Below are 12,235 nucleotides of genomic sequence, written 5' to 3'. Positions count from 1 at the left end.
CCGCCTCCGGGTCCCGCAGGACCTGGGCCTCGAACAGCTGATGCACGCACAGGTCCCGGGGATAGGCCGCGTCCGTCGCGTTCCACGCCTCCACAACCTGGTGGCGCTCCTCGGCCGACAGCAGATCCACCGCAGCAAGCCGCAACTCTGGTTCCTGCGACACCTGTTCGAACAGTCGAACAAGGTGCTGGGCGAACCGCGCCACCGTCGCCTCGTCGAACAACTCGGTCGCATAGTCGAGCGTCAACCGCAGCCCGGGCCCGGTTTCCCAAGCCATTAGCGTTAGGTCGTGTTTGACGGTCACCACGTCATCGGACACAGCGGTTGTTTTCAGACCTGCGAAATTCAGCGGCTCGGCCGGTGCGTTCTGCAGCACGCACATCGCTTGAAAGATCGGGGCTCGCGACAGATCCCGCGACGGCGCCAACTCCGCCACCAGCTTCTCGAATGGCATGTCCTGGTGCGCATACGCCTCGAGCGAAGTCTCCCGCACTCGGCGCAGCAACGTCTGAAAGCTGTCGCCCTCATCGACTCGAGTCCGTAGCGCAAGCGTGTTGGTGAAGAACCCGATCAGCCCTTCCAACTGGCGATGCGCGCGCCCGGCGACCGAGGTTCCCACCACCACCTCGGACTGTCGGCTCCAGCGCGAAAGGATCGCCTGAAAGCCGGCCAACAGCGCCATGAATAGCGTCGCGCCTTCGCGCCGCGCCAATCCCCTCAGACGTGTTGTCAGTTCCTCTGGCAACTCGAAGCGATGCGACGCCCCCTGGAAGCTCGCCGCCGCTGGCCGCGGCCGATCCGTGGGGAGCTCCAACACCAGCGGTGCATTCGAGAGGCACTCACGCCAGTAGTCCAGCTGACGCCCCAGCGTCTCACCCTGCAACCAGGACCTTTGCCAAAGGGCATAGTCCGCATAGCGCAGATCCGGCTCGGAAAGCTGTGAGCCCCGCTCCTCCAGATGGGCCTGGTAGAGCTCACTGAGCTCTCGCCGTAAGACACCCATCGACCAGCCGTCTGCGACGATGTGATGTAGGCTCACCGACAACACATGGGCCTGCGGCTCCAGCCGCAACAATTGCGCGCGAAACGGGGGCCCGCGTTCCAGGTCGAAGCGTTGGCTCCGGCGGTCACGGATCCACGTCGCAATTTGTGCTTCCTGATCAGCCGGATCTTGACGTGGCCCTAACTCTTCCACCCCGAGCTTCGTCACGCCCGCGGGATCGACTACCTGCACGCCGACGCCATCCAGATTTTCGAAGCGGGTGCGCAAGCTCTCGTGTCGCCTTACGAGCTCGGTCAAAGTCGCTTCAAGCGCTGCGATGTCGAGCGCCCCTTCCAACCGAACCGCCAGACCCATGTTGTAGGCGGCGCCGGACAGTCCCATCTGGTCCAGAAACCAGAGCCGTTCCTGGCCAAATGAGAGGGGAAGCGTGGAAACGTCCCTGTCGTCACCCAGTCGTGGGGCTGGAGGTCTCTCGCTATGCCTGATCAACCTATTCGGGTCGTCGGCCGCCGAGCCTACGACAACAAGGCCGAGCGGACTCTCAACTTCGGCTCGCGCCCTGCGTTGTTGCTCAATCAGCCACGCTGATAGCTGCCCCAAACGCGGCGCATCGAATAACACCTGTACGGGAACTTCAACGCCGAATATTTCGCGCGACCGCGCGGACATTTGCACGGCGGCCAGGGAGTCGCCCCCGAGGTCGAAGAAATCATCATCGGGCGCCACACTTCCAACTCTCAGAACATCGCACCAGATTAGCGCCAAGCTATTCTCAATATTTACGTGCGCGTCCGACGAAATAATCCCACCCCCCATGCGACTACCAGTTCATTTACAAATATAACAAGGACACACGAATGGTCTCTAGCGTACTGAAGCGGCCGAGAAACTATTAGCTCTATACTTTTTACGACGCTCCCATACACCCGTTATTTAACCACCCACCTCACATACAGAATCCACCCCTCACCGGGAGGGGATTAGACGACACATCGAACCGGCCTTGGCGGAAAGATCGTCTTCGATCCTGATTGAGACGAATGACAATTGCAACCGTGACGCTTGTCCTTGATCGAATTGTTTTTCGCGCTATAGGCGAGCCTCGCTATCATGACGAAACACGAGGCGCCGGCGCTGGGCCGGGAGCAGGCTTCGCCCGCCAGACGCACGTCAGGGTTATAGTCCTCATTCGACCGTGGATCGCGTCGAACCCCACCATCATCCGAGCGTTGCGGGTATTGGCGTTTACCGACCCGGCCAAGCGACGCTTGCAGGGCGATCTACTGGTCGCTTAGCCCTCGGCGCGATAGCTTGCCGCTCGGATTTCGCGCAAGGCTGTCGACCTCGACAATTTTGAAGACGTGCCGGGGCAGGCGCAACGCCCGACATGCCTTATCCAGGTGATCGTTCATCGAGCCGCCAAAGCCACGCTCTATCGTCACCGTGACGATGTCCCTATCCGCTGTGACAATCGTCGGCACAGCCGCGGCAAGCCGTTCCTCCAAGAGATCCAAGCTGAGCCGAGCCCCCATGATCTTGACGAACCGGCTCTTGCGCCCCGTCAAATACAGCCGCCCCCGGTCGTCGACGAGACCCATGTCCCCGGTATGCAGAACACCGCCTAGATCATCGCCCCTCGCAAGATCCAGCCAGCCATTCGCATAACCCATCATGATATTCGGGCCACTGACGATGACTTCATGGTCGGCAGAAATAGTGATGTCGCTTAGGGGTACGGCGTAGCCAACCAAGCCGGGACTTTGGTCCAGTTCGCCCGACGGCAAGACCGAGATCCGGGAGGTCGCCTCTGTCATGCCATACATTCGAATCGTGCGGATTCGAGGCGAGAGGGAGCACAACCAACTCAATAGCTCTGGGCTCAGAGCGTCGCCTGAGTGCGTAAGGGTAGTGATCGAGGAGGCGGGATTGTCGCCGAATCCGATCTTCATCAGCATCTCGAGGGTGAACGCCACGCCGGCCATCGTCGTGGGGGTGTGGTGGGTGCATGCTTCCCACACCGAACGCTGCAGGATGGAACGATTTTCCAGAACGACGCTGGCGCCGCAGAGCAGGTGACTGGAAAGGACCGACAGCCCGAATGTGTACGATAGGGGAAGGGTGAGCAAAGCTCGGTGGGAAGGCTCCACTCCCAACGCCGAAGCGACCTGCCATGCGCTCACGCAGATGTTGCGCTCCGACAGGCGCACAGCCTTGGCCGAACCCGAGGAGCCGGAGGTCGAAAGCAGCAGGCGAAGGTCGGGGTGAAGTTTGGTCGACCTGGACGGCGGCCGTGCAACGACCATATCTCCGGCGAATTCTAGGGACTTGGGCGTGTTCGGCGCGAGTTCGCCAATGACGGCTGAGGGACCCACGAGCAAACTAGGCTGGAAGCGCGCAACGAGCATCATGAGCTCGTCTACTGAGGTCCGTGGACTGACCAGGAACACAGCATGGTTGGATGCAAGGGCTGCAATGAATGCCACGGCGCCATGGAGCGTGGTGTCGCATAAGGCCAGGACAAGGCCTTTCTCGTGATCCCCAAGGTGCTGCGCGACGCCTTCTGTTGCTTCCGCTAAGGCTCGGTAAGTGAGCTTCTCGCCGGTCGCGCCGTCAATGAGAGCGGTCCGATCACCGAAGCGCTGCAAGTTCACCCAGTAGGGGTTTTGCATTTCGATCACGTGGCGCTTCTATTTGGAAATCTGGAAACCGTCGCTCGCTATTAAGCCGGTTCGCGGGAGGCCTGGCTGTCGATCGCCAGTAAGTCCCATCCCTGTTCGAACTGGAAAATTGTCATGCGACTGCGTCGCCTGCGCAGAAGAAGCCTTAGCTGTGCCGATCGAGCGCAGCAACTCTAAATTGCTACTCGCCAAGGCCTAGCGGCGAGGAGAGGCCTTGGGGCGACCGGCTCGAGCCCAGCATCAGGACGGGAACAGTCTGGTTCGGCAGACCGTCGCATGCGTCATTGCCACAGCAAGCGCCGCTGCCGCGTACGCACAGGTCACATGCGCCGCAGGAAACAGGCGACGGACAGCGAATGCGATCCCATTGCGTCCGGCCAGATTATCCGCAACAGCTCGCCGCATCGCGCTCGAGGCGTATTCCGATACGGCGAGACCGGCCTTCGCCAATGCGACAACGGCCGAAGCGCGAACCTGTCCGAATTCAAGCGCCCGATCTGCATCCATCTCCGGATCCGCCTCGATCGCCGCATCATGAGCGGGGTAAAGCGCCGCGACCTCGGCGAGACCTTCGAAGATCAGGAACAGGCGTCTATGGACTACCAGGGAGGGGGGCGGCTTAATCGCCCCATGCGCTACGTAAGCCAAGCGGCTCTCGGAACTAGAGACGACGCCCCAACCGACACCGTGCAAGCCAGAGTGGAGCCCAAGAACCATTCGCTGGTCCGACGTCTGACCCAAGCAGTTCATCACGCGTTCAGGTCTTGGGCCAGCAGATCACATTCAAGCCGCAGATCGTTGAGTTCGCCTTCGATCCAGAGCCTGAATTCGGACCAAGACAGTATGGGCTCTCCTAGCGCCACTATGACATCGGCGATTTCGCCGAGGGCTTCAGCGCGGCCCTCCAGCTTCATCGCCCTGTCACGAGATGAAAGCTGAACGTCTAGCTCTCTGGGCTGGCGCTGGCGCAAAGCAAGGGTTCTCCGGTCGCTGGAATCCTTCGTTCCAACGAAAGTTGCCGCTCGGGAGACATCCAGTCAAGAACAATCCATGAACACCCTCACGCGTGCGCGAAGCCCTCCGATTTCGAGTCCGGCTAGGCCTGCCCCCCCCTCGCTGGATCGCTTGACAGAGGCTCACATCAGATTCGTCGCCGCAGGCCTCTCGATACAAGGTGGCGCGGCCCGACGACGGCTGAAGACATTTCGAAGCAGCTCGCGCAGGGCTGGGCGGGGCGACTGTGAAGACGCTCACCTGACCCGCATTTCCCGGAACGGTCCTCGCCCGCCCCACGGCTTCCCGCTAAGGTCGCAGACGCAAGACTAGCGCACGCGGAGCGATCAAGAACATGTGGGATTTGTGGCGCATTCTCAAGCGATCAAGCGATCAAGCGTCCGTCGTTTGGCTCACGACGTCCGCCATTCTCGTGTGCGTTGGGGGTGCCTCAGCAAGCTTGGCGCCGCTTGCGCTCAAACGCATCATCGACGGGCTTGAGCCAGGCGCCCCGTACAAATCGTTCGCCTGGCTGATCGGCGCCTATATCTTGGCTCTGCTCGTACAACGAGGATGCGAGCCTATCCAAGCTTTCGCCTATGGCAGAGGTGAACAGCGCCTGATCAGTCGCTTTAGCAACCAGGCCTTCGCCCACATGCTGGCCTTGCCCCTGGCCTTCCATCTCGATGGTCGGGCCGGCGCTCACACCCAAACGATCGCAAATGGCACCAACGGCCTGCGGCTGATCCTGGCTCATCTGGCGATGAGCGTGGCTCCCATCGCAGTGCAGCTGCTATTGGCAGCGACGATTATGGTAGCAGCCCTCGGCCCGGCCATCGCAACGGCGGTGCTTGTTGCGATGCTGGCCTACGCCGTCGTTTTCGCCTGGGGCGTCACCTGGCTAGGAGAGGCCGCCAAGGCGATTTCGACCGCTCAGATCGACACTGGCGCGGCGACGACAGATAGCCTGATGAACATCGAGACGATTAAGGCGTTCACGGCGGAAGCCCGTTTCGTCGCTCGCCATGACCGCAGCCTCGCGGAGACGGAAGCGAAGTGGGCGCTCTTTCTACGCCGGCGACTCGTTAACGGCTTGGCTGTGGCAATGGTCTTCTGTCTCGCGATGGGCGCCACCCATTTGCTCGCCGGCGATAGCGTCGCTGCGGGTCGGCTAAGCCTCGGCGGACTGGTTATGATCAATGCCTATCTTCTGCAACTGCTGCGCCCGCTAGAGGTCCTTGGGTTCGCGTTTCGCGACATCGCGCAGAGCTTGGCTTATCTCGGTGCATTGAGAACCGTCATGCGACATGAGGCCGAAGTCACTGACGCCCTCGTAGATGTCGGAACGCCGAACACTCCGGCGGATCTCACGTTCGAGAACGTGTCGTTCACTTACGGATCCGAACGCAAAATTCTGGAGGGCATTAGTTTCCATGCATCTCCGGGAGCAACCCTCGGGATCGTCGGGCCGTCAGGCGCGGGAAAGTCATCACTCCTTCGCCTTGTGCTTCGTTTCTTCGAACCGACCGAGGGCGAAATTCGCCTCGATGGTCGGTCGATCGCCGCCATACCGCTTGGAGCCTTGCGCGGCCAGATCGCGCTCGTTTCTCAGGATACCATCCTCTTTAACGATACGATCCGCGCAAACATCGGATTGGCTGCCGAGAGGCCAGACGACCGTGAACTTCACGATGCGGTCGAGCGGGCGCGGCTCTCCGACCTACTCGCTCAGCTGCCGGAGGGCTTGGAGACCCTAGTGGGTGAACGCGGGCTCAAGCTCTCTGGAGGTGAGAAGCAACGCATTTCAATCGCTCGCGCCGCACTCAAGCGGGCGAGACTCGTCATTTTCGACGAAGCGACTGCCGCGTTGGATCCCTCGACCGAGCAGGCAGTTTGGGCGGCGATGCGGAACATTGCTCAATCAACCACTACCTTGATCGTGACCCATCGCCTCGCGACCGTGAGCGAAGCGGATGAAATCTTGGTACTTGATAGGGGATGTATCGTCCAAAGAGGCCGTCATGCCGAGCTCATGGTCGAGCCCGGTCTCTATAGGCAATTATGGCGCGCCCAGACCTCCAAGAATCAAGTCGAAACGGTGTAAGCGATGTGAGCGCTGTTCCGGGAATCGATGGCTCGTAGCAGGCGCCACGCTCAAGTTCTGCGGCCTTGCTACCGCACCTGCATGTGAAATTCAGACGTGGACCAAGCCTCGCCACACGCGGCCGCGAGCCAAAGCTCACTGGAATTTGCTTTGTCGGGCGTCGCCCTACCACCAACGGAGCGTCGCTAAGCTCGCATGCCCGGCTGCCCAACTGAGCCGCGGACCTGCGACTCGAGATCATTTATTCTGGCGGATCTCCACGGCTTGCCAACCGCTTGGTATGGAAGCGCGCCCGCGAGACGACCAACTCTAAGTGCCTCGCCGGTTCCGCGCGGCTCAGTCGCTCACCGAGGGCCAGAGACATTCCTAGGGCGCCGAGGATTGCAAGGAGCACGCGCATTGTGGCGTTACCGTCACGAAAGACCCTATACAAGGTCTCCTTCCGCAGACCTGCCTTCTTCGCAACCTGCGGAATTCCATGCGCCAATGCGACCTGCTGTAGCGATTTCAATGCTTGCGCTGGATCACCGGATCGCAGGCACCGATCGACGAGATCCCACGCTTCCGCGTCGTCCCGTAGCCGCCAGATCGGCCTTCGCGCAGCCACCTCTTCATCTCTACTCTGTGACGCATCATGTTGCGTCGCGGAATCCAATGGAATGTTGCGGGCAGCTGCGCCTGAACATCCGAGATCAGGACCAACCTCCCATCCAAGGACTTTCAACACCGAAAGCAGATCGCGAAAACGCATGTTCGGTTCTTCGCCGAGCCGATAAATAAACTGGCGAGTCACGCCAGCTTCCGCCGCCACGCTGCTCACACCGCGCGCCTGTGCGACCTCCTTGACTGCCTGGCCAATCTTCAAGCTATCCCAACTGGCGAACGCCATCGCAATGTGCCGGCGGCCCAGCTCAACATCGCTCAGAGGATCGGCGGCGGTCATGCGCGACTCCAAATGAAGGAGCGGCGAGGGTCGCCCCGCCCCCTTCCGAGGCCCATAGGAATTTGCGAAGCCTTCCTTAGCTCAACGAACGCCTGACGGCCGAAAATATCGTATCGGTCAGCTTAGGTTGAAAAGCGGCTTGTGCGAATTTCCGAGTTATACGGCGGTTGCTCGTCAAGACGTTGTTGACGCCGACCGTTGGGGTCAGATCGTCGGCGAATCCCTTGCGCAGTGCTAGGTCGTGCTGGGCGCGGATTCCAAGTGGCGCTTAGCGCCGGCTATCTGATCGCGACAAGTGAACAGCTGACTCTTAATCAGCGGGTCGTAGGTTCGAATCCTACTGCACCCACCATCTAGTCTGATCCCGGATCAGCTAGGTCGTGAACCCTGAAATCTCCGCGCCATTCCCGAGGGCTACGGGGTGGCGAGCGTGATCGCGCCGTCGCAGATGGCTCTCTGTGCGCCTTTGAACCGGGCTTCTTCGCCTTTCTCTCCCGCCCCATTCCTGAAGTGTGCCTTTCGACGGCCGCCAGCGGCGGCAGCCGGGCGGTGTGGTGATCGCAGAGCCCGTCTCGTTCGCTGAGCGCCTTGATCGAAGCCAGCTCCCCGCGCTCCAATTCGCCGGCCCAGGTCTTAGCCAGCACGATGGCTCGGATCAGCGCCCGATCGTCCTTGTCCGATGTGTCTGCGGGCACGCAGCGCCGTCATCTCGGGCCAGCCTTGCGCCAAGCGAATGTCGGCAGCACGGCCGCGAGCCGGTTCCGCACCCCATTGATGGACGCGTCCCCCGTCCCCTGTCCGCGGAGGTCTCCGGCCGCTAAGCAGCTCATGATGATCTCTGGAGGACACTATGGGGTTGGCCTCACCTTTCCCGGGATCTGGTCGCCGACGCCGCTGCCCGTTGGTTCGAGACCCATCTGGTCAAGGCCACGCAATGAGGGCGGTGGGTCGGAGAGCGGCCGGCGAAGTCGCCCGGGGGTTCGGGCTCCGTATTCGCCATCTTCGGGTCGGCGCGCCAGGCCTATGCCCGCACCGGCCGGGAGAAAAGCGCCGACGGCCCTATGGGAAAGCCGCCGGCGAGGTAGTCCAGACCAACCTTGGCGAAGGCCGAAGGCGGGCCGGGGGAAGGAAACAGGGCGCGCCGGCGAACCGGCCGGCCCTGTGACCAATCGATGACCAACGGGCCGGGAAGTCCGCCGATCATCTGCATGTTATCCAACATCCTAATCGAGAACTCAATGAGCCAGGTGAAGGTCCGGCGTCTCCGGGCGCCATTCCCCTGACCTACCCGATGAGGGGCGGCGGCGATTGCCCGGACGGCGCCGCGCCTCAGGCGACCTCGCCGACCAGGGCCGCCTGGCGCTCCATCGCCTCGACCTCGCTCGGGGTCGCCCGGCTCACGCGGATCGCGACGTTTTTGTGGTACGGCGTCTTGGCGATCGGATCGCAGTCGTCACAGTCCGTGATCACATTCAGCCGGGGGCCCACCGTCACCCGGCCGCTTGGGGTGTCGTAGATCTGGCCGTAGCCGTGGGGCAGCGAGGCCTGGCCCGGGCGGAGATTTTCGTCCACTTCGACCTTGACCACGACCCGTCCGACGCGGGTTTCCACCGCCATCCAATCCCCGGCGCCGCCGCCCGTGGCTGCCAGATCGCCCGGATGAAGGTGCAGGGCGCCATGCGGATCGGTCTTGCGCCAGCGTGGGTCGCGGATGATCTGGTTGGCGTTGTAGTTGCGGCGTTGGCCGCCGATCAGCATCAGCGGGTAGTCCGGATCGGGCTCGGCGTCGGCGGGATCGAGACGTCGCAGCCAGTCGAGCATCGCCGGCACGGCCAGGCGCACGCGCCGGTCGGGATGCTTCATCAGGCTCCAGGAGCCTTCGTAGCCCAGGTCGCTGAAGGCGACGCTGGAGCGCTCCGACAGGATCGCGGCGAACAGGTTTTCCCCGAGATCGAAGCCCTCGCCTTGAATCCCGGCGCCGCGGACGCCCTCGCCGTAGTCGGCGGCGAAGCGATGGGCGGGAAGCCACCAGGGCGCGGCGGCCGCAGCCCCGTCCGGGAGCGTCGCGCCCAGGGTCTCGTAGAGGATCACCGCGGCGATCGCGGCATATTTCGGCTCGCCGCGCGTGAGCGCCCGGAACGCCTGCGCGAAGGCCGGGCGGTCGTTGGCGGCGAGCGTCCGCAGCTCTGCAAGGGTCCGGTCGTCCGGCATGTCCCCCATGGCGCGCACGATCCGGGCATAGATCTCCGCCTCGACGAGCGTCCCCTCGAGCGGCGGAAAAAGCGGCGCGCGGACATGGAAATAGTTGCGGGGATACTCGTAGGTGAAGAGGCTATTCTCCCACTTCTCGAACTGATTGGCGGCCGGCAGCACATAGTCGGCCTGCCGGGCCGTCTCGGTCATGGCGACGTCGATCACCACCATCAGGTCGAGGGCCCGGAAGGCCTGCTCCACGAGGGCGGTGTTGGTCACGCTGTTGGCCGGGTTCGCGGAGTCCACGAAGAAGGCCCGCAGGCGCTCGGGATGGTTCGTCAGGATCTGCGCGGGAAGCGTGTTGGGCGGCAGGAGGCCCGCGATCTTTAGCTGCCCCGTGACCGGCGCGACGTCATCGGGCCGGGAGTGGCCCATCAGCGGCGCGAGCCAGGCGTGGAGCCCGTTGGCGCCGCGCTTGGCGAAGTTTCCGGTGAGCAGGAAAAGCAGCTTCTCGAGGTAGGAATTCAGCGTCGAATTGCGGGCCTGTTGCAGCCCGACGTCCACCCGCACGGTCATCGACGGTGCGGTGAGGATCATGTCCACCGCCGCCTCGACGTCGGCGCGGGGGACGTCGGCGACCCGGATCCAGTCGTCCACTGGGATGTCCAGGAGCGCGTCCCGCACCGCGTCGAAGCCCTCGGTGTGGGCCGCTATGAAGGCGCGGTCCTCCCCGCCGCGGCGCACGATGATCGCCAGGATCGCGCCCAGGAGGAAGGCGTCCGTCCCCGGCCGCAGGCACAGGTGCAGGTCGGCGTGCTCCGCCACCTCCGTACGCCGCGGATCGATGACGAGGAGTTTGCGGGCCGGGTCCTTGCGGATCTCGGCGACCGCCTCGCGGGCGCGGGTGAAGCCGTTGGCCATCCAGGGATTGGAGCCGATCACCACCAGCAGATCCGTGTGGTCGACGTCCTCGGCCGTGTGGCAGTTCTGGGCGCCGAACATCTCGCCATTGACCCAGTAGTCGCCGGTCTTCTCCTGCGACAAGGCGTTGTAGAAGATGGAGGATCCCATCGCCTTGGAGAGCGCCAGGCCGTAGGGGCCGCCCAGGGTGTTGCCCTGCCCGCCGCCGCCGTAGAAGCCGAAGGCGTAACCCCCGTGCTCGGCCCGGATCGCGTTCAGCTTCTCGGCGATCTCGCCGATCGCCGTGTCCCAGTCGATCGGCTCGAAGTCGCCCGCCGGCGTGCGCCGCAGCGGCGTGGTCAGCCGGTGAGCGGTGTTGTTGGTGTAGAACGGGATGCGGCCCGCCTTCTGGCAGAGGTAGCCGCGGGACCTCGGATTGTCGCGATCGCCGCGGACCTTGGTGATCTGGCGCCCCTGAACCTCGACCTCCAGGCCGCAGTTCACGTAGCAGAGGATGCAGGCGGTCTTGTGGGTCTCGACGGCGGTCATCCCCGCCCTCCAATCTATATGTTAGCCGACATTCACGTATGCGTATGATGGCCCCTGCCGCAGCCGAGTGCTGGTCCCGCGTCAGACCGCGCTCACCCCGCCGTCGACAGCCAGGATCTGGCCGGTGATGTGCTTGCCGGCGTCCGACGCGAAGAGCAGCGCCGCGCCCTTCAGGTCCTGATCGTCGCCGATGCGCCGCAGCGGCGCGGCATTGGCGAAGTGATCGACACCCTTGGACTCCAAGGTGCCGGCCGTCATCTTCGAGGGAAACCAGCCCGGGGCCAGGGCATTGACGGTGATCCCATGCGGACCCCAGTCGGCGGCCAGGCCGCGGGTGAAGTTCACCACCGCCCCCTTCGACGTGTTGTAGGCGATCACTCCGGTGGACCCGCGCAGGCCGGCGATCGAGGCCAGGTTGATGATCCGCCCGTAGCGGTTGGGGATCATCGAACGCTTGGCGATCTGCTGCGACAGGACGAAGAGCGAGCGGATGTTCAGGTTCATGACCTTGTCCCAGGCCTCGATCGGATAGTCCTCGGCGGGCGCGCCCCAGTTCGCGCCGGCGTTGTTCACCAGGATGTCCACCCGGCCGAGCTTGGCGATGGATTCGTCGGCGAGCCGCAGCAGGTCTTCGTCCTTGCCGTTGTCGGCCGCGACATAGTCGACGGTGACGCCGCGCGCTTCGAGATGGGCCTTGGCCGTCTCCAGGTCGGCGGCCTTGCGGGAGGAGATGACCAAGCGCGCGCCAGCGTCGCCGAGAGCCTCGGCGATCTGCAGGCCGAGCCCGCGGGAGCCGCCGGTGATGAGCGCGGTCTTGCCCGTGAGATCGAAGAGTTGGGTCGTCGTCATTTGGGTCGTCCTGGATATCTGCA

General features: G+C 63.2%; 9 protein-coding genes and 1 tRNA gene. 2 read left to right on the top strand and 8 right to left on the bottom strand.

The window, feature by feature from the left end:
• The 4 genes from V6M51_RS17845 to V6M51_RS17830 all read right to left on the bottom strand — a co-directional run.
• Positions 1–1,729: condensation domain-containing protein (locus V6M51_RS17845; RefSeq protein ID WP_332769322.1), on the bottom strand; the 1,729-nt coding region annotated here is incomplete at its 3' end.
• A gap of 554 nt (positions 1,730–2,283) precedes the next feature.
• On the bottom strand, positions 2,284–3,672 hold the full coding sequence (locus V6M51_RS17840) for an AMP-binding protein (protein WP_332769326.1): 1,389 nt from the start codon (positions 3,670–3,672) through the stop codon (positions 2,284–2,286).
• 249 nt (positions 3,673–3,921) lie between these two features.
• Entirely contained in the window at positions 3,922–4,398 is a 477-nt protein-coding gene (locus V6M51_RS17835) for a crossover junction endodeoxyribonuclease RuvC (RefSeq protein WP_332769320.1), read from the bottom strand.
• A gap of 32 nt (positions 4,399–4,430) precedes the next feature.
• A complete protein-coding gene (locus V6M51_RS17830) occupies positions 4,431–4,595 on the bottom strand; it encodes a hypothetical protein (protein ID WP_332769318.1) in 165 nt (54 codons plus the stop codon).
• 434 nt (positions 4,596–5,029) lie between these two features.
• Here V6M51_RS17830 and V6M51_RS17825 point away from each other — a divergent pair, with 434 nt between their 5' ends.
• Entirely contained in the window at positions 5,030–6,778 is a 1,749-nt protein-coding gene (locus V6M51_RS17825) for an ABC transporter ATP-binding protein (protein ID WP_332769317.1), read from the top strand.
• A 241-nt stretch (positions 6,779–7,019) separates the two neighbouring features.
• On the opposite strand, the gene V6M51_RS17820 is transcribed toward V6M51_RS17825, so the two are convergent.
• Positions 7,020–7,721: a helix-turn-helix domain-containing transcriptional regulator gene (locus tag V6M51_RS17820; RefSeq protein ID WP_332769316.1), complete on the bottom strand. Its 702-nt coding sequence runs from the start codon at positions 7,719–7,721 to the stop codon at positions 7,020–7,022.
• Positions 7,722–7,967: 246 nt separating this feature from the next.
• On the opposite strand from V6M51_RS17820, the gene V6M51_RS17815 reads away from it, so the two are divergent.
• Positions 7,968–8,073, top strand: a tRNA-Lys gene (locus tag V6M51_RS17815).
• Positions 8,074–8,742: 669 nt separating this feature from the next.
• Here the strand turns inward: V6M51_RS17815 and V6M51_RS17810 are convergent.
• The 3 genes from V6M51_RS17810 to V6M51_RS17800 all read right to left on the bottom strand — a co-directional run bounded on the left by V6M51_RS17810 (position 8,743) and on the right by V6M51_RS17800 (position 12,212).
• Positions 8,743–8,931, bottom strand: coding sequence for a hypothetical protein (locus V6M51_RS17810; protein ID WP_332769315.1), 189 nt, complete (start codon positions 8,929–8,931; stop codon positions 8,743–8,745).
• A gap of 119 nt (positions 8,932–9,050) precedes the next feature.
• Complete coding sequence (locus V6M51_RS17805) at positions 9,051–11,363, bottom strand: molybdopterin-dependent oxidoreductase (protein WP_332769314.1); 2,313 nt, start codon at positions 11,361–11,363, stop codon at positions 9,051–9,053.
• An 81-nt stretch (positions 11,364–11,444) separates the two neighbouring features.
• Complete coding sequence (locus V6M51_RS17800; protein ID WP_332769312.1) at positions 11,445–12,212, bottom strand: SDR family oxidoreductase; 768 nt, start codon at positions 12,210–12,212, stop codon at positions 11,445–11,447.
• Between the last annotated feature and the right edge of the window lie 23 nt (positions 12,213–12,235).

The organism is Phenylobacterium sp. (assembly GCF_036677185.1).
In the GTDB taxonomy this organism is placed as follows: Bacteria; Pseudomonadota; Alphaproteobacteria; order Caulobacterales; family Caulobacteraceae; genus Phenylobacterium.
This window is presented reverse-complemented; position numbering and strand designations above follow the sequence as displayed.

What these genes read in the sequence shown, in the direction of transcription:
- V6M51_RS17840 (WP_332769326.1), bottom strand. Translation starts at nt 3,672, where the DNA reads ATGCAAAACCCCTACTGGGTGAACTTGCAGCGCTTCGGTGATCGGACC.
- V6M51_RS17835 (WP_332769320.1), bottom strand. Translation starts at nt 4,398, where the DNA reads ATGGTTCTTGGGCTCCACTCTGGCTTGCACGGTGTCGGTTGGGGCGTC.
- V6M51_RS17830 (WP_332769318.1), bottom strand. Translation starts at nt 4,595, where the DNA reads ATGAAGCTGGAGGGCCGCGCTGAAGCCCTCGGCGAAATCGCCGATGTC.
- V6M51_RS17825 (WP_332769317.1), top strand. Translation starts at nt 5,030, where the DNA reads ATGTGGGATTTGTGGCGCATTCTCAAGCGATCAAGCGATCAAGCGTCC.
- V6M51_RS17820 (WP_332769316.1), bottom strand. Translation starts at nt 7,721, where the DNA reads ATGACCGCCGCCGATCCTCTGAGCGATGTTGAGCTGGGCCGCCGGCAC.
- V6M51_RS17810 (WP_332769315.1), bottom strand. Translation starts at nt 8,931, where the DNA reads ATGCAGATGATCGGCGGACTTCCCGGCCCGTTGGTCATCGATTGGTCA.
- V6M51_RS17805 (WP_332769314.1), bottom strand. Translation starts at nt 11,363, where the DNA reads ATGACCGCCGTCGAGACCCACAAGACCGCCTGCATCCTCTGCTACGTG.
- V6M51_RS17800 (WP_332769312.1), bottom strand. Translation starts at nt 12,212, where the DNA reads ATGACGACGACCCAACTCTTCGATCTCACGGGCAAGACCGCGCTCATC.